Annotated in this window: 17 protein-coding genes; 3 read left to right on the top strand and 14 right to left on the bottom strand. The window is 36.3% G+C overall.

The features are described 5' to 3' along the window. The first annotated feature begins 305 nt into the window (after positions 1–305). Positions 306–1,778, top strand: a complete 1,473-nt coding sequence (gene zwf / locus NX902_RS15375; protein ID WP_047941354.1) for a glucose-6-phosphate dehydrogenase — start codon at positions 306–308, stop codon at positions 1,776–1,778. Positions 1,779–1,873: 95 nt separating this feature from the next. Next, a complete protein-coding gene (locus NX902_RS15380; protein WP_095332900.1) occupies positions 1,874–2,986 on the top strand; it encodes a metallophosphoesterase in 1,113 nt (370 codons plus the stop codon). On the opposite strand, the gene NX902_RS15385 is transcribed toward NX902_RS15380, so the two are convergent. The 5 genes from NX902_RS15385 to NX902_RS15405 form a co-directional block, all read right to left on the bottom strand. Then, on the bottom strand, positions 2,959–3,285 hold the full coding sequence (locus NX902_RS15385; protein WP_341122981.1) for a hypothetical protein: 327 nt from the start codon (positions 3,283–3,285) through the stop codon (positions 2,959–2,961). The two genes, NX902_RS15380 and NX902_RS15385, sit on opposite strands and share 28 nt — an antisense overlap. 391 nt (positions 3,286–3,676) lie before the next feature. Then, positions 3,677–5,089 (bottom strand): NADP-dependent phosphogluconate dehydrogenase, encoded by a 1,413-nt coding sequence (gene gndA, locus NX902_RS15390; protein WP_047941097.1) that lies wholly within the window; start codon positions 5,087–5,089, stop codon positions 3,677–3,679. Positions 5,090–5,230: 141 nt separating this feature from the next. After that, the gene (locus NX902_RS15395; RefSeq protein ID WP_341160830.1) at positions 5,231–6,496 is read right to left on the bottom strand and encodes a DNA polymerase IV; all 1,266 of its coding nucleotides are present in this window, start codon (positions 6,494–6,496) and stop codon (positions 5,231–5,233) included. Positions 6,497–6,569: 73 nt separating this feature from the next. Next, entirely contained in the window at positions 6,570–7,037 is a 468-nt protein-coding gene (locus NX902_RS15400) for a chemotaxis protein CheW (RefSeq protein ID WP_047941099.1), read from the bottom strand. Positions 7,038–7,197: 160 nt separating this feature from the next. Then, entirely contained in the window at positions 7,198–8,319 is a 1,122-nt protein-coding gene (locus tag NX902_RS15405) for a tripeptidase T (protein WP_123257895.1), read from the bottom strand. Positions 8,320–8,513: 194 nt separating this feature from the next. Between NX902_RS15405 and prli42 the strand changes: the two genes are divergently transcribed. Next, positions 8,514–8,627, top strand: coding sequence for a stressosome-associated protein Prli42 (prli42, locus tag NX902_RS15410; RefSeq protein WP_235973367.1), 114 nt, complete (start codon positions 8,514–8,516; stop codon positions 8,625–8,627). A gap of 42 nt (positions 8,628–8,669) precedes the next feature. Here the strand turns inward: prli42 and NX902_RS15415 are convergent, their stop codons facing one another. The 9 genes from NX902_RS15415 to lpdA form a co-directional block, all read right to left on the bottom strand. Further along, a complete protein-coding gene (locus NX902_RS15415) occupies positions 8,670–9,176 on the bottom strand; it encodes a L,D-transpeptidase (protein WP_095332889.1) in 507 nt (168 codons plus the stop codon). 127 nt (positions 9,177–9,303) lie between these two features. Further along, positions 9,304–10,026: an amino acid ABC transporter ATP-binding protein gene (locus tag NX902_RS15420; protein WP_163186073.1), complete on the bottom strand. Its 723-nt coding sequence runs from the start codon at positions 10,024–10,026 to the stop codon at positions 9,304–9,306. Then, a complete protein-coding gene (locus NX902_RS15425; protein ID WP_095332885.1) occupies positions 10,019–10,678 on the bottom strand; it encodes an amino acid ABC transporter permease in 660 nt (219 codons plus the stop codon). Before NX902_RS15425 ends, NX902_RS15420 begins: the two co-directional genes overlap by 8 nt. A gap of 119 nt (positions 10,679–10,797) precedes the next feature. Next, entirely contained in the window at positions 10,798–11,583 is a 786-nt protein-coding gene (locus NX902_RS15430; RefSeq protein ID WP_163186070.1) for a transporter substrate-binding domain-containing protein, read from the bottom strand. Positions 11,584–11,945: 362 nt separating this feature from the next. Continuing rightward, positions 11,946–12,386, bottom strand: a complete 441-nt coding sequence (locus NX902_RS15435; protein ID WP_095332881.1) for a BrxA/BrxB family bacilliredoxin — start codon at positions 12,384–12,386, stop codon at positions 11,946–11,948. Between the two features lie 102 nt (positions 12,387–12,488). Next, positions 12,489–13,742, bottom strand: coding sequence for a dihydrolipoamide acetyltransferase family protein (locus NX902_RS15440; RefSeq protein WP_163186067.1), 1,254 nt, complete (start codon positions 13,740–13,742; stop codon positions 12,489–12,491). Positions 13,743–13,767: 25 nt separating this feature from the next. Next, complete coding sequence (locus NX902_RS15445) at positions 13,768–14,751, bottom strand: alpha-ketoacid dehydrogenase subunit beta (RefSeq protein WP_341160831.1); 984 nt, start codon at positions 14,749–14,751, stop codon at positions 13,768–13,770. Positions 14,752–14,766: 15 nt separating this feature from the next. Then, the gene (locus tag NX902_RS15450) at positions 14,767–15,759 is read right to left on the bottom strand and encodes a thiamine pyrophosphate-dependent dehydrogenase E1 component subunit alpha (protein WP_163186097.1); all 993 of its coding nucleotides are present in this window, start codon (positions 15,757–15,759) and stop codon (positions 14,767–14,769) included. 75 nt (positions 15,760–15,834) lie between these two features. Further along, positions 15,835–17,259, bottom strand: coding sequence for a dihydrolipoyl dehydrogenase (gene lpdA, locus NX902_RS15455; protein WP_163186064.1), 1,425 nt, complete (start codon positions 17,257–17,259; stop codon positions 15,835–15,837). Position 17,260: the final 1 nt, after the last annotated feature.

The following is a 17,260-nucleotide window of genomic DNA, read 5'->3' on the forward strand; positions in this document are numbered from 1 at the left end:
CTGCCTGTTTATCCAAATACGTAAATCTTTTAACTAGTAACTTTTGCTAATATATTGTAATATCATGTTGGATGAATGAAAAATTTCTGCTGTAAATACAAATAGTAAAAATATTTGCAAAAATTACAAACAAATTTGTTGCTATCTCCTTAAGAAAAAGATAAAATTTTATAACTGTATAGGTACATGTATTATTTAAGTGAAAATGCACCTATGTAAAACAGCAATTTAATAATTTTCATACATATATAAATGAAATGAGGTACTAGAAAGTGAATGAAAAACAAACATCAAATGCACTTATTATGATCTTCGGGGCAACAGGAGATTTAGCGAATAGAAAACTTTTCCCCTCTCTTTATCGATTGTATAAAAAAGGTAAATTAGCAAATTTTGCGGTTGTAGGTGTCGGGAGAAGAACATTAACACAAGAACAGTTTAAACAAAATGTTGTTAATTCTGTTTCTGAAGCAATTGCAAGTTCTAAAAATGATGATCTTGAGACATTCGCTTCTTATTTCTGCTATCATTCACATGATGTTACAGATTCAAGTTCTTATGTTGAGCTTAAAAACATAGCTGATGAATTAGATGTAAAACATAGCTTAAATGGTAATCGTGTATTCTACTTAGCAATGGCACCTGAATTCTTTGGTCCTATCGCCATTCATTTAAAGCAGGATGGACTAACAGAAGTAAAAGGGTACAAACGTCTAATTATCGAAAAACCATTTGGTCATGATTTAGAATCGGCCAAAGAACTGAATGAACAAATTCGTACTGCTTTTTCTGAAGATGAAGTTTACCGAATTGACCACTATTTAGGAAAAGCGATGGTTCAAAATATCGAAACAATCCGTTTTTCCAATGCAATTTTTGAAAATCTATGGAATAACCGCTATATCAGTAACATTCAGATTACTTCAAGTGAAGTATTAGGCGTGGAAGAACGTGGAAGATATTATGAAACAAGCGGGGCACTTCGCGATATGGTTCAAAACCATATGCTGCAAATGGTTGCACTACTTGCAATGGAACCGCCAATTAAACTTACACCAGATGAGATTCGCTCAGAAAAAGTGAAAGTTTTCCGTGCCATGCGTTCTGTTGAAGTAGATGAAGTTGATAAATACTTTGTAAGAGGACAATATGGAAAAGGACTTGTGGAAGATGTTGAGGTACCGAGCTACCGCGAAGAACAAATGGTAGACCCTAACTCCAACACAGAAACTTTTGTCGCTGGAAAAGTAATGATTGATAACTTCCGTTGGGCTGGTGTACCATTCTATATCCGTACTGGTAAAAGATTAGAAAGTAAATCAACAAAAATAGTGGTACAATTTAAAGATATTCCAATGAATTTATATAATCGTCCAAATCAAGAAATCACTCCAAATCTTCTTGTTATTCACATTCAGCCAGAAGAAGGAATTACTTTACATTTAAACGCCAAAAAAGCAGGACAAAATATGGAAGCAACACCAATCAAGCTAAGCTATGCTAATACTGGTATTGCAGGAATCAATACGCCAGAAGCATATGAAAAGCTAATTGACGATAGCTTGCATGGAGACGCTACTAACTTTACTCATTGGGATGAAGTGGCATTATCTTGGAGCTATGTCGATAAAATTTCCCAAGCTTGGGAACAAACACCTGCTACTCAATTCCCTAATTATGCTTCTGGTACAATGGGACCAAAAGAAGCTGATGAATTATTAGAAAAAGATGGTTTCTTCTGGTGGCCAGTTAATCAATTTGAAGTAGATGTTTGCTAACTCACACTTCAAGTGACTCTCTAAAAAAACGTGAATCTTATTGTATTCACGTTTTTTCTTTCCCTAAATTATGATTTCAGTCTAAGGAGTTTCTCATGAAAAAAATCAAATTAATCCTATCTGTCATTCTCGTATTCCTTTTATATAATCTACTCGTCTTCTACTTAGGATGGAATGGTTATGTATGGCTTGATTCCTTAAATCTATTAACCTATCCATCCATTTATATTGGAGCAGTTATTCTTTTCTCTTATTCATATATTGTCAGCCATTTCCTTAAGTCCATTACCATATTTAAAGTACTTGGTGCGTACTGGCTTGCTATTTTTGAATATGGTATCATACTGTTTCCATTAGCTAATTTAGGATGGCTTTTATTAAACCTATCTATTCCGTCAGAAGATGCAACAAAAATAGTAGGAAGTGCTGCCGCGGTAATTCTTCTGTTTTTACTTATTTACGGAACATTTAACGCTTATTCTCCTGTTATTAGAACCTATAAACTCACAGTAGACAAAAAACAAGCGAAAAGAGACTCTCTGAGGATCGCTATGGCTTCTGATATGCACTTTGGTACTTTATCTGGGAAAAGTCATCTAAACCGCCTTGTAACGAAAATAAACGGTTTAGAGCCAGATTTAATCTTGCTGCCCGGGGATATCATTGATGACGATCCCATTCCTTTTTTGAAAAAGGATATGGGAGAACAATTAAAACAATTACAAGCTCCTTTAGGTATTTTTGGGGTATTAGGTAATCATGAATATTACGGCAAAATGATTCCAACTTTTCTAGAAGAAATGAACCGAATTGGTATTCGCATCTTAATGGACGAAAAAGTAACTATCGATGAAACCATTCGATTAATTGGTCGTAAAGATAAAACGGACCAAGAAAGACTTTCCATTCCTAGCCTTCTTGAAAGTGAAAGTAACCATTTACCAATTCTGATGATGGATCACCAGCCAGATGAACTGGAAGCAGCAATGAATGATGGAATTGATATCATTCTATCTGGACATACCCATCGCGGGCAAATGGCACCAAACCATCTAATTACCAAACGAGTTTTTGAGTTGGACTGGGGCTATAAGAAAAAGAAGCAGCTTCATGCAATAGTTTCCTCTGGATTTGGATTTTGGGGACCGCCCATTAGAATTGGCAGCAGATCGGAAATTGTTTATATTGATATAACTTTTAAAGAGTAGGTTGTTTTTAATACATTTATTTTTGTGAAAAAGTAATTTGCTAGATTAATGTGCTGCTTGTTATAGCAGCATATTTTTTTGTCTTCTCGTTGTAATTTGTTTGTAGATTTTTGTAGTTGTTTAAACTCTTTGGATACGTAAAATTTATGTATGAAGGTCACTTTACTGCCTTTTTCTTTTTTGGTTGGTTCTAAAATGGCTGATGAACGCCTTTTTTCTACTTTTCTCTCTTCATTGTGGTTTTCATTCATCTTATGAACACCTCTTTTCCTCTGCTCTCTCTTCATTGTGGTTTTCATTCACCTTATGAACACCTCTTTTCCTCTGCTCTCTCTTCATTGTGGTTTTCATTCACCTTATGAACACCTCTTTTCTTCCTCCTTTTCTTATTTTTGGCTTTCATTCACCTTGTGAACACCTCTTTTCTTCCTCCCCCTCTTATTTGTGGTTTTCATTCATCTTATGAACACCTCTTTTCCTCTGCTCTCTCTTCATTGTGGTTTTCATTCACCTTATGAACACCTCTTTTCTTCCTCCTTCTCTTATTTTTGGCTTTCATCCATCTTGTGAACACCTCTTTTCCTCTGCTCTCTCTTATTTTTGGTGTTCATCCATCTCATGAACACCACCTTCTCCTTCAAAAAAAAGCACACTACATATAAAATCGTAGTGTGCTTTTTATCGCCATTCTTATTTTTCCATCCAGTTTGTATGGAAGATTCCTTCTTTGTCAAGACGCTCATATGTGTGAGCACCGAAGTAGTCACGTTGCGCTTGTAGTAAATTTGCTGGTAAAGTTGCTGTACGGTAGCTATCAAAGTATGATAATGCTGCTGCAAAGCTTGGTACAGGAATACCGTTTAAGACAGCTCCAGAAATTACTTCACGTAATGCTGATTGGTAGTTTTCAGTAATTTCACTGAAGTATGGATCCAATAGAAGGTTCTTCAATTCTGGATCACGATCATATGCATCTTTAATTTTTTGTAAGAATTGAGCGCGAATAATACAACCACCGCGGAAAATCATTGCGATTTCGCCATAGTTTAAGTTCCAATCGTATTCTTCTGACGCTTCTCTCATTTGCGCAAAACCTTGGGCATAAGAAACAATTTTGCTTAAGTATAGAGCTTTACGAACTGATTCGATAAATGCTGCTTTATCACCTGTGAAAGGTTTAATTTCTGGGCCAGAAAGTACTTTGCTTGCTTTTACACGTTCGTCCTTCATTGCAGAAATGAAACGAGCAAATACGGATTCTGTAATCATTGGAAGTGGTACACCTAAGTCTAGAGCACTTTGGCTTGTCCATTTACCAGTTCCTTTTTGACCAGCAGTATCTAAGATTAGATCTACTAAAGGTTTACCAGTCTCTTCGTCAACTTTAGTAAAGATATCTGCAGTGATTTCAATTAGGTAGCTGTCTAGCTCCCCTTTATTCCACTCTGCAAATACTTCATGAAGTTCTTGCGCTTCTAAGCCTAAAACATGCTTCATGATGAAGTATGCTTCACAGATTAATTGCATATCTCCATATTCGATTCCGTTATGCACCATTTTTACATAGTGGCCGGCACCGTCTGGACCGATATAAGTTGTACAAGGCTCATCGTTAACTTTTGCAGAAATATCTCGGAAAATCGGAGCAACTAATTCATATGCTTCTTTTTGGCCACCAGGCATAATAGAAGGTCCTTTTAATGCTCCTTCTTCACCGCCAGAAACACCTGTACCGATGAAGTGAATACCAAGTTCACTAAGCTCTTTATTACGTCTTTGTGTATCTTTAAAGAATGTGTTACCGCCATCGATGACAATATCGCCTTTATCTAATAAAGGTTTTAATTGCTCGATTGTTGCGTCTGTAGCTGGACCAGCTTTAACCATTAACATGATTTTACGTGGAACTTCTAAAGATTGTACAAATTCTTCTAATGTATATGTTCCAACAATATTCTTGCCTTCTGATTCTTTAAGCATTTCTTCTGTTTTTTCTTTTGAACGGTTGAAAACGGAAACAGTATAGCCTCTGCTTTCGATATTCATAGCAAGGTTTTTACCCATAACCGCTAAACCGATTACACCAAATTGCTGTTTTGTCATTTTTCCTAACGTCCCTTCTAAACTATGTATCCTTATAGTAGAATTCACTTAACTTTAGCAAGATTTTTTAAGTTATGCAACTAAAATGCAACTACTTTTCTTGATTATTTAAAAAAATTTTTTTTGTCACAAATAACTTAACTAAAATTTCTTTCCTTGCAAAAAATCTTTATTAAAACTAGTTTTGGTACCAATGTCTTCTTCTTTTTTCGAAATATTATTTCTTTCTGATGCTGGTTCAATAATAGAAGCGCCATATTTTTCTTTCAGCCTATCTATTGCTGTCCATAATGGTTCTTTCGCTGCTTCTTTTTCAAAGGAAAAGAGATCAAGTTGTTTTACTACAATATTATTGTCGATTAAATCTCCTGCTGTTATACCTAATAAACGAACAGGATTTCCATCCCATGCTGTCGTAAAAATCTCTTTGCTCTGCTGAAATATCTCTTCCTCTGATTTAATTGGATTTGCTAATTTTTTGCTCTTGGAATAGTTTTTTCTGTTCCCATAGCGAATGGTTACAGATAGATGATTAGCATGTACATGTTTTCTTTTCATTCTTGTAGCCACTTTATTCGCTAAAGATGCCAATACTTGGAATAAATCCTGCTGATTCTTTATATCGCGCGGCAATGTTGTTGAATTGCCAATACTTTTAAATTCATTGGCAGCTTCTGGATCAACTGGTCGATTATCTTCTCCATTGGCTTTCTCCTTTAAACGAATTCCATTGATGCCAAGTGTTGCTTTTAAAAGAATAGACTGCGCCATTGCTAAATCTTTTATAGTTTCTATGCCAATTGCTCTTAGTTTTCCCCCTGTTTTTTTTCCTATACCATGCATTTCTTCTACTTGCATCGGCCAAAGTATTTTAGGAATATCGCGTTTTCTTAAAATCGTGATTCCCATTGGTTTTTTTAAATCAGAAGCTGTTTTGGCAAGAAATTTATTAGGGGCAATCCCGATACTGCATGGTAAGTCTAACCGTTCAAAAATTCGTTTCTGAATCGTTCTTGCAATATATATCGGTGTTCCTAACTCATGGCAATGCGTAATATCTACATATCCCTCATCAATGGAAACAGGCTCAACAATATCGGAAAATTCGTGAAGAATTTGAAACATCGCAAGAGATGCCGTTCGATAACGATCAAAATTTGGAGGCAAAACAATTAAATCCGGACATTTTTTCTTCGCTTCCCATAAAGGCATGGTTGTTTTTACACCAAATTTTCTTGCTTCATAGCTGCAAGTGACAATAATACCTCTGCGCTCTTTTTCATTTCCTGCAATTGCCAATGGCTTCCCCTTTAACTGTGGATCATAAGCCATTTCAACAGATGCATAAAAACTATTCATATCTACGTGTAAAATAACTCGTCCTTTTTTTGGATAAAATTCTTTCATTTTGCTTTCACCAATTCTTTAAGATCATTTATAGTCACTTCTATTCCTCTGCTTTTAGCGCAAACCTTACTGCTTACGCAGGCTGATTTTTCATATAGTCTTTAATTTCTTTTACACCTTCAAGTGTTTCTAGTAAAATAGTTGGATCAAGCATTAATACCAAACGATTTTCTAAATTAAGAACACCTGTTATATATTCTGTTTTCTGATAAGCGGAAATGCCCACTTCTTTTATTACTTCGTCTTTTATATCAAGAATTTCTTTTGCATCATTTACAATCATTGCAAACGAAATATCTTCTGTTCGTGCAACAATTAATTTATTATTTTCATTTTCCTCTGTTTTTTGATTATATAAAACCATCTGTAAATCAATAACAGGGATAAGCTCGTCTCTTACTTTTCTTATTCCTCTGACAAAGGATGGCAATTGAGGAACAGGGGTAATCTGCTCTTCCTTTTCAATTGATATGACATAAGAAACATCTACGGAATATTCTCCGTTTGCCACTTTAAATATAACAACCTTCTTTTCTTCCATTTATATTCCCCCCAAAGATTCTATTTTACAGTAGTATTTACCTATACAATATTTTCCTCTGTTTTCTAGATAAATGCAAGTAAAAATAGAAACATTTGTTTGATTTATACTAAAAAGAGTGCTTCCCTAAAAAGGAAACACCCACAACTCCATCATATAATTATTGACCTGTTACTTCATCTATTATAGCAAGTACCATTTCAGCTAATTTATTTAATTCTTCGATTGGCATTTTTTCATTAGTTGTATGAATCTCTTCATAACCTACCGCTAAGTTAACCGTTGGGATACCAAAACCACAGATAACGTTGGCATCACTTCCGCCACCGCTTTGTTGTAGTTCGCAGCTTCTGCCGATTTTCGCTGCCGCTTTTTTCGCTACTTCTACAACATGGTCACCTTCTCCAAATTTAAAGCCTGGATACATAACATCCACTTCGACAATTGCCTGTCCACCCATTTCACTAGCTGCCGATTCAAATGCTTCCTTCATTTTCGCTACTTGTGCAAGCATTTTATCTTCTACTAATGAACGTGCTTCTGCAAGGATATCTACATGGTCGCAAACGATATTTGTTTGTTTACCACCAGCAAAACTGCCAATATTAGCTGTTGTTTCTTTATCGATACGACCTAAAGGCATTTTTGCGATCGCTTTTGACGCAATAGTAATAGCAGAAACTCCTTTTTCGGGTGCTACGCCAGCATGAGCCGTTTTTCCTAGAATCGTTGCTTTAACTTTTGCTTGTGTCGGTGCTGCCACAACGATATTTCCTACTTTCCCATCACTATCTAGTGCATACCCATATTTTGCTTGGATTAATTTTGGATCAAGTGCTTTTGCACCTAATAATCCAGATTCTTCTCCAACTGTAATGATAAATTGGATCGTTCCATGAGGAATATTATTTTCTTTGATTACTGTAAGTATTTCAAGCATAACAGATAGACCAGTTTTATCATCTGCGCCGAGTATTGTTGTGCCATCTGTTACTATGTATCCATCTTTAATGGATGGTTTTACGCCAACGCCTGGTACTACTGTATCCATATGTGAGGTAAAGTAAATAGGATCCACGTTCTCTTTCGTTGCAGGAAGCGTACAAATTAAATTTCCTGCACCATGACCAGTAATAGCTGTAGTATCATCTTCTATCACTTCTAAGCCTAATTCTTCAAATTTCTTTTTTAGTACGATACTGATTTCTTTTTCATATTTTGTTTCCGAATCAATTTGTACCAGTTCTAAAAACTGATTTAATAAACGTTCTTGATTGATCATTTTTCGTTCCTCCAAAAATTAGTGACATTATTAGTATACGCCTATAAAAAAAGAACATCAAATAAAAATAACAAGAGAGGAATCTCATTTTTTCTTATAAATACCGAAAAATTCCCACAAGCAAATATTCCATCTATTTATAGTTGTACCATTCTGTTATTCTTAGTAAAATAGACAATAAGAATGGTTAAGACATGGAGGATACTATGAAGAAAAAGAAAAATAGATTACAAAAGATTGTTGTATATTTAATGATCTTTGTTATGCTTGCATCTACCCTGTTGATTGGAATTGGAATGTTATTTTAATTTAAAATTAAGAAAGCGAAGAAGGATAAAACTTCTTCGCTTTTATTCAATCGCCCCATATTCCTTCGCTAGCTCTGGAAAACTTTTATCTGAATTGGTAATCAACACTTTTGTTCCTAAAGGAATGAAATCATAAATGGATTCCACTGCCTCATTTTGCATGCGTACACAGCCTTGTGACACGTATTTCCCGATACTTCCTGGATTATTTGTGCCATGAATCCCATACATTCTTCCATCTGTATTATTTGCATCAAAACCAATCCATCGTGTCCCTAATGGATTTTCCTCATCTCCTCCCATAATATCTTTTTTTCGATAATAGGGATTTGTGGCTTTAACTGTTATCGTAAATAAACCCTCTGGCGTTAAATCTTCTTTTTTTCCGGTCGAAACACTTATTGTTGTCTGCACTCGATTTTCGTCTATCAAGGTTAATTGATTCGTTTTTTTATTAATAATTAGAAAAGGATCTCCTGGTAATGGATTTATCCCCAACGGCCATACGGGGGAGATTGTTAAGAGAATAGACAAAACTAGTTTCAACATCCAATCACACTCTCTTTTTTTCCTTAGTTTGTGTGATTGTTGTATCTTTATGCGGAATAGAAAGTCCATTTTATCAAAAAGAAACAGGTTTCTTCATCTAATTGACAAAGAAACCTGTTTAACATTCTTATAGCATTTTCTCCAAAAACTCTTTGGCGCGGTCTGTTTTAGGGTTTGTAAAGAACTCAGCTGGAGGAGCATCTTCCACTACCACTCCACCATCTAAGAATAGAACTCTATTTGCCGCTTCTCTGGCAAAGCCCATTTCATGTGTCACAATAAGCATGGTAATTCCAGTGTTTGCGAGTGACTTCATTACCTCAAGCACTTCTTTAACCATTTCAGGATCCAAAGCTGACGTTGGTTCATCAAATAGGATTACATCTGGATTCATGGCAAGGGCACGTGCAATTGCCACTCTTTGCTTTTGTCCGCCTGATAAACGGCTAGGGTATACATGCGCTTTATCGGCAAGCCCCACTTTAGCAAGAAGCTCTTGACCCATTTTTTCCGCTTCACTCTTGCTTAGTCCCTTTACTTTGATTGGTGCATATGTCACATTTTGTAAAACCGTTTTATGCGGGAAAAGATGAAAATGTTGAAATACCATCCCAACGTTTTCTCTTATTCTTTTTATATTTGTATTTTTATCAGTAATATCCGTACCATCAATTATTACTTTTCCTTTTGTAGGTACTTCCAGTAAGTTAATACAGCGCAGAAAGGTAGACTTTCCTGAGCCAGAAGGACCAATAATCGTTACTACTTCGCCTTTTTCTACTTGCGTATTTATCCCTTTTAAAACTTGAAGAGAGCCATAAGATTTATGCAAATTTTCAACATTAATCACTTCTTCTCATTCTCCTTTCAACTGCTTTTGCCAATGTTGTCAGTATCATTACTAGAACGTAATAAATAAGGCCGGCAAGAATCATTGGCTCCAAGTATGCATATTTTTCGCCGCCCATTATATAAGCTCTACGCATAATATCTGTAACACCAATAACAGTAACAACAGCTGACTCTTTTGTTAAGGAAACAGCTTCATTGATTAATGCTGGAAAAATGTTCTTTAAAGCCTGAGGCAAAATTAAATCGAACATTGCTTGCCTAGGGGAAACACCTAACGCCATAGCAGCTTCTTTTTGGCCGCGATCTACTGCTAAAATTCCAGCTCGAATAATTTCTGAAATATAAGCAGCTGAATTTAAACCAAAGGAAAGAATTGCTGCAATAGCTGGCTCAATTTGGATACCAGTTAATTGTGGTACACCAAAATAGATAATCATTAATTGAAGAACAAGGGGCGTTCCTCTAAAAACTGATGTATAAATAGCAGCAATCCAGCTAAGCACTGGCAGCTTACTAAGTTTAAATATCGAAAGTATAATACCTAAAACAAAACCAATTATTCCTGCCACCACAACAATTTGCAATGTCACAGTGATTCCCTTTAACAAATATGGGAGAGAAGGAATAAATTGTTGGAAATCTAAGCCCATAACTATCTCAATCCTTTCTAAAAAAACGGGGGGATGTTTTTATCTATTATATAGCTTAAAAAACAAGAAAATGTTTAGGGCATATTCAGCCCTAAACTATCCCCCACATATACCTTTTCTTAGTTACCAAACCATTTTACAACTAACTTATCAATTTCGCCGCTATCTTTCATTTTCTTTAATTCAGCATTGAACTTTTCTGTTAGGTCACTGCCTTTAGGAAATGCAATAGCCGAACCAGCGTCTTCATTCGCTTCTTTCGCCGGGAAAGATGTTAATGTATCTTCTTTATTTAAATAACCTTTTGCAACAACATCCTCAATAATTGCTGCATCAAAACGACCTGCTTTAATTTCTTGAATTAATTGAGGAATACGGTCACGGTTCTCTACTGTAACTTTTACTGTTTTAGCGATTTCTTTTGCTGCATCTTCTTGAATCGATCCTAGTTGTACTCCAACCTTTTTCCCATCAAGATCTTGAACAGTTTTAATATTGCTATCTTTTGTTGTTACAACTAAGTCTTTTGCCGTGAAATAGACATCGCTGAAGTCAACATTTTCTGCTCTTTCCGGTGTTGGAGACATACCAGATAATACCAAATCCACTTTGCCAGATTGTAAGGCAGAAATTAACCCGCTAAAATCCATATCTTTCACTTGAATTTGGTAACCTAGCTTTTCGCTTAGTGCTTTGGCTAAATCAATATCAAAACCGATAATCTCATCACTTTTTGCAGTATCGATGTATTCAAATGGTGCATAATCTGCTGATGTTCCCATCACAAGTACTTTTTTATCAGCCGATCCATTTCCACTGTTTGAACCTTTTTCATCAGTAGAAGCGCCACATGCACTTAAAATGACTACTATAGACAACAGCATTAATGCTAATAATTTTTTCATCTTAAAATCCCCCTATACATACTTATGCTTTTATTCTCTATTAATATTAGTAGTTTGTTGCAAATTATTAGATAGTCTTTCAATTTATATTCATGCAACAATATGAATTTTAACACATGCTAATAATTATTCAATACAATTTATACAAATTCATCAAATGAAATACTATTCTGAAAAAATGTAATTTTCAAATAAATAATAAAGTTGGATAATTTCATGTCGCTAATTTTATCTAGTACACGTTTTTAATCTTTTTTCTTGCTGCAAAAAGCATTGCCAACTTCTATTTCCATAAAAAAACACCCTGAAAGCCAAATTTACTTTAACTTTCAAGGTGCAATATTATCATCAATAAAGCAAGCTTACTTTACTTCTGTGCAATATTCTTCGAATGCATTTTGTAGTTTTTCTACCACTTGCATAGGATCATGACCTTCAATTTCATGGCGTTCTACCATTTTAACAAGCTCACCATCTTTCATTAATGCAAAAGACGGAGAGGAAGGAGGAAAACCTGTAAAATATGAACGGGCTTGTTCTGTTGCTTCCTTATCTTGTCCTGCAAATACAGTTACTAATTGATCTGGCCTTTTTTTATAATGTAAAGAGTAACCTGCAGCTGGTCTTGCAATTCCACCTGCACATCCACATACAGAATTAACCATCACTAAAGTGGTACCTTTTTGGGATAATGCTTCATCTACAGCTTCTTTTGTTGTAAGTTCTTCGTAACCAGCCTCTACTATTTCTTGGCGTGCTTGACGGACAACATCATTCATGAATAAATTAAAATCAATATTCATCGTTTCGCTCCTTTTATGAAATATCTTCTTTTTACATTATTATAAAAAAAGTATTCATTTTCAATTTATTTGATTGCAAAACTTCTTTATTCATTACAGTCTTTAATATATTGGTGTTGTTTCCTCTGACGTTGTCTCTAATATTTCCTTGATTCTCTGAAGGAATCTTCCGCATATAAGACCATCTAATACACGGTGATCAAGAGACATGCATAAATTCACCATATCAGAGATCGCAATCATATTATCTTTAATAACTGGTCTCTTCACGATTGATTCCACTTGAAGAATCGCTGCTTGAGGATGATTGATAATTCCCATTGACTGAATGGAGCCAAATGATCCGGTATTATTAACAGTAAATGTGCCGCCTTGCATTTCATCAACTGTAAGCTTGCCTGATCTCGCTTTGTTTGCAAGTTCTGTAATCTCTCTGGCAATTCCTTTTATCGACTTTTCATCCGCATTTTTGATGACTGGGACAAACAGTGCATCTTCTGTCGCAACAGCAATGGAGATATTAATCTCTTTTTTCTGGATAATTTTATCGCCTGCCCAAGTCGAATTAATTTGCGGAAATTCTTTTAATGCACGCGCAACGGCTTTAACAAAGAAAGCAAAGAATGTTAAGTTATAGCCTTCTTCTTTTTTAAAGGAGTCTTTCACTTCATTTCTGTATTGAACCAGTTTGGTAACGTCCACTTCGATCATTGTCCAGGCATGAGGAATCTCGTGTTTACTCTTTACCATATTGTTAGCAATGGCTTTTCTTAATCCCGTAATTGGAAACTCCTTATCCCCTGCACTTGTTGGCACATTATGTACGATTGTTTCTCGTTGAGGAGCATGTTCAACTGTTCCATTAACAGAGCCTTTTTCTTCTGTTTTAACTTGGGGAATTCCTTCTTGGATTGCTTTTTGAACATCTTTTCTAGTAATTCTTCCCCCTGCACCTGTTCCAGTTAAAAGCGTTAAGTCAATTCCCGCTTCTTGAGAAAGGCGTAAAACAGCTGGTGAATATCTTGCCTTTTGACTTGTAGCAGCATCAGCTAGAGGTGCTTCAGTTTTTTCTTTCGATTCTGCTTTTACTTCTTTCTCTACCTGCGTATCGTCCCATTCTACTTCAATGGTACAAATTACTTCCCCTACTTCAAGTGTTTGCCCCTCTTCTGCAAGAAGTTCTTTAATGGTTCCCGAAAAAGAAGATGGAATTTCTGCATTTACTTTATCTGTCATTACTTCTGCAAGAGGATCGTATTTATTTACGACATCCCCTACAGCAACAATCCAATTACTAATTGTTCCTTCTGTTACACTTTCTCCTAGTTTAGGCATTGTTATCTTTTCAATCGGCATTCTTTTTCCCTCCTTGTTGTACGACTTAAAATTCTGCGAGCTTGCGCATTTCTGTTTCGACTTTTTCTGGTGTTACCAAGAAGAATTTTTCCATTGTTGGTGCATATGGCATTGCCGGAACATCTTCAGCCGCTAGACGCATAATTGGTGCATCTAAATCAAATAAGCAGTTTTCTGCAATAATTGCTGCAACTTCACTAATAACACTACCTTCTTTGTTATCCTCTGTTACTAGCAGAACCTTTCCTGTCTTAGAAGCGGCTTCAATAATAGCCTCTTTATCAAGTGGATAAACTGTTCGCAAATCTAAAATATGTGCAGAAATGCCATCCTCTGCTAACTTTTCAGCAGCCTGCAAGGCAAAATGGACACATAAACCATATGTGATGACTGTTATATCTTCGCCCTCACGCTTTACATCTGCTTTACCAATTGGTAACACATAATCTTCTTTTGGAACAAAACCTTTAATTAATCGATAAGCACGCTTATGTTCAAAGAATAATACCGGATCAGGGTCTTGAATTGCCGCTTTTAACAAGCCTTTGACATCATATGGTGTAGAAGGCATAACAATTTTTAGTCCTGGTGTATTAGCAAACATAGCTTCTACAGATTGAGAATGATAAAGCGCACCATGAATACCTCCGCCATATGGAGCACGAATAACAATTGGACAAGTCCAGTCATTGTTAGATCGATATCTTATTTTTGCTGCTTCTGAAACAATTTGATTGACAGCAGGCATTATAAAATCAGCAAATTGCATTTCGGCAATTGGTTTTAAGCCATACATTGCAGCTCCTATTCCTACCCCAGCTATTGCCGACTCCGCTAAAGGTGCATCTATTACTCGCTCTGCTCCAAATTGATCATACAGACCTGTTGTCGCTTTAAAAACTCCACCTTTTACTCCTACATCTTCTCCAAGAATAAATACTTTGTCATCCTTCTCCATTTCTTCCCGAATGGCTTGAGTTACTGCATCTATATAGGATATTACTGGCATCTTTCTGTTTCCCCCTTAATTCCCGTATACATATTTCAATGTATCTTCTGGTTGTGCATATGGTGCTTTTTCTGCATAATCCGTTGCTTCATTGATCACATCTGCCAATTTCTTATTTAACTCTTGATCCATTTCTTCAGTTAGTATTCCTGTAGAAAGCAAATACGCTTTAAAAGTGAATAATGGATCTTTTGCTTTAGCTTCTGTGATTTCTTCGCGCGCACGATAGCTGCTGTCGTCATCGTCAGAAGAATGAGGTGTTAAACGATAAGAAATCGTTTCAATTAAAGTCGGCCCTTCGCCTCTTCTTGCTCTATCAACCGCCTCTTTCGTCACTCGATACACTTCAATTGGATCATTTCCATCTACAGTGTATCCCGGCATGCCATAACCAATTGCACGGTCAGAAACATTTGCACATCCTAATTGCTTTTCAATTGGAACGGAAATCGCATATTTATTATTTTCACAAAGAAAAATAACAGGCAGCTTATGCACACCGGCGAAGTTGGCCCCTTCATGGAAGTCTCCCTGATTAGAAGAACCCTCTCCAAAGCTGACAAAGGTTACGAAATCCTTCTTTTCTATCTTCCCAGCTAAAGCAACTCCCACTGCATGAGGTACTTGAGTCGTTACTGGTGATGAACCTGTAACAATTCTATTTTTCTTCTGCCCAAAATGTCCTGGCATTTGTCTTCCGCCTGAGTTTGGGTCTTCTGCTTTCGCAAAGCCCGATAACATTATTTCCTTCGGTGTCATGCCAAAGGTTAATACAACACCCAGATCACGATAATATGGAAGCATGTAATCCTTTTCCCGATCGAAGGCAAATGCTGCTCCTACCTGGGCTGCTTCTTGCCCTTGACAAGAGATAACAAAAGGAATTTTTCCTGCTCTATTTAGTAACCACATTCTTTCATCAATTCTTCTGGCGAGGAGCATCTGCTCATACATTTCTAATACTTGATCATCCGTTAATCCCGCCTCTAAATGGCGATTATGAACCATTGTCATACTATTACCTCCTAATTGATTCATGTTTGTTCCCCCTATTTAGCTAGACATTATTTTTTGATTTCTTTATTAACCATGAATGGCTTTTCCTTCAACAGCAAGGGCTGCTTCTCCAATTGCCTCTGTCAGTGTTGGATGGGGATGAATTGTATTCCCAATTTCCCAAGCTGTTGCGTCTAGCACTTTGGCAAGAGCAGCTTCTCCAATAAGATCTGTTGCATGGGCCCCTATAATATGCACACCTAATAAATCATCGGTTTCTTGATCTGTAATTATTTTGACAAATCCATCTTGTTCTCCAAAAATAAGCGCTTTTCCAATCGCTTTAAAGGAAAATTTGCCTTTTTTAATCGTAAATCCAAGCTCAATTGCTTCTTCTTCTGTATATCCTACACTGGAAATCTCAGGACTTGTATAAATGCATTTGGAAACTGTTTTATAATCCAGTGGATGTGGTTTTTCACCGGCTATATGCTCCACAGCGATTATCCCTTCATGGGAGGCAACATGCGCAAGCTGTAATCCTCCTATACAATCACCAATTGCGTAAATATGTGATTCTTTCGTTTGATAGTATTCATTTGTTTGAATTTGATTTTGAACAACCGCAATGTCGGTATTTTCAAGACCAATTCCTTCTACATTTCCTATGCGGCCTACAGATACTAGCAGCTTTTCCCCTTCAAAGGACTTGGTCTCACCATTTTTTTCTGCTTGAATGATTACTTTATCCACATTCTTCTGTAAGGTTTCGGGAAGTACTTTAGCACCCGTTACGATCTGAATTCCTTTTTTCTTGAGAATTCTTTGTAATTCTTTACTGATTTCCTTATCCTCTGTTGGCACCAATCGGTCACTATATTCTAAAATAGTTACTTTCACATCAAAATCAGCAAGCATGGAGGCCCATTCAGCCCCTATTACTCCCCCGCCAACGATTATAATGGACGAAGGAAGTTTTTCCATTTGCAGCGCTTCTTCTGAACTAATGACAGTCGAACCATCAATCTCTAGGCCAGGTAAGCTTTTTGGCCGGGACCCTGTTGCAATGATTACATGTTTCGGAATCAGCATTTCGTTTTCTTCTCCATTATTCATTTCAACCGAAATAGTGCCTGGCATCGGGGAAAAAATGGATGGTCCCATTATTCTTCCATTTCCTTCATAAACATCAATTTTTCCTTTTTTCATTAAATACTGAACACCGCTGTGAAGCTGGCTTATAATGGTGGATTTTCTTTCTTGCACCCGATTGAAATCTAATCTTATATCTGAGGAAATAATTCCAAACTCCTCGCTTTTTTTCGCTGTTGCATAAACCTCAGCACTTCTTAATAACGCTTTACTTGGAATACAGCCATTATGTAAACACGTTCCACCTAATTTTCCTTTTTCAACCACTGCTGTCTTTAAACCTAATTGAGAAGCACGGATCGCTGCAACATAACCACCCGTTCCTCCTCCTAGAATGACAAGATCATATTCTTTAGCCATC

The organism is Niallia sp. FSL W8-0954 (genome assembly GCF_038005605.1).
GTDB classification, from domain to species: Bacteria; Bacillota; Bacilli; order Bacillales; family Cytobacillaceae; genus Niallia; species Niallia circulans_A.

Excerpts from the sequence above, each read along its gene's own strand:
- zwf (WP_047941354.1), top strand. The coding sequence starts at position 306 with ATGATCTTCGGGGCAACAGGAGATTTAGCGAATAGAAAACTTTTCCCC.
- NX902_RS15450 (WP_163186097.1), bottom strand. The coding sequence starts at position 15,759 with ATGGTTCATAATCGCCATTTAGAGGCGGGATTAACGGATGATCAAGTA.
- NX902_RS15430 (WP_163186070.1), bottom strand. The coding sequence starts at position 11,583 with ATGAAAAAATTATTAGCATTAATGCTGTTGTCTATAGTAGTCATTTTA.
- NX902_RS15405 (WP_123257895.1), bottom strand. The coding sequence starts at position 8,319 with ATGATCAATCAAGAACGTTTATTAAATCAGTTTTTAGAACTGGTACAA.
- NX902_RS15380 (WP_095332900.1), top strand. The coding sequence starts at position 1,874 with ATGAAAAAAATCAAATTAATCCTATCTGTCATTCTCGTATTCCTTTTA.
- NX902_RS15395 (WP_341160830.1), bottom strand. The coding sequence starts at position 6,496 with ATGAAAGAATTTTATCCAAAAAAAGGACGAGTTATTTTACACGTAGAT.
- NX902_RS15440 (WP_163186067.1), bottom strand. The coding sequence starts at position 13,742 with ATGCCGATTGAAAAGATAACAATGCCTAAACTAGGAGAAAGTGTAACA.
- prli42 (WP_235973367.1), top strand. The coding sequence starts at position 8,514 with ATGGAGGATACTATGAAGAAAAAGAAAAATAGATTACAAAAGATTGTT.
- NX902_RS15445 (WP_341160831.1), bottom strand. The coding sequence starts at position 14,751 with ATGCCAGTAATATCCTATATAGATGCAGTAACTCAAGCCATTCGGGAA.
- NX902_RS15415 (WP_095332889.1), bottom strand. The coding sequence starts at position 9,176 with ATGTTGAAACTAGTTTTGTCTATTCTCTTAACAATCTCCCCCGTATGG.
- NX902_RS15385 (WP_341122981.1), bottom strand. The coding sequence starts at position 3,285 with ATGAAAACCACAATGAAGAGAGAGCAGAGGAAAAGAGGTGTTCATAAG.
- NX902_RS15400 (WP_047941099.1), bottom strand. The coding sequence starts at position 7,037 with ATGGAAGAAAAGAAGGTTGTTATATTTAAAGTGGCAAACGGAGAATAT.
- NX902_RS15435 (WP_095332881.1), bottom strand. The coding sequence starts at position 12,386 with ATGAATATTGATTTTAATTTATTCATGAATGATGTTGTCCGTCAAGCA.
- lpdA (WP_163186064.1), bottom strand. The coding sequence starts at position 17,259 with ATGGCTAAAGAATATGATCTTGTCATTCTAGGAGGAGGAACGGGTGGT.
- NX902_RS15425 (WP_095332885.1), bottom strand. The coding sequence starts at position 10,678 with ATGGGCTTAGATTTCCAACAATTTATTCCTTCTCTCCCATATTTGTTA.
- gndA (WP_047941097.1), bottom strand. The coding sequence starts at position 5,089 with ATGACAAAACAGCAATTTGGTGTAATCGGTTTAGCGGTTATGGGTAAA.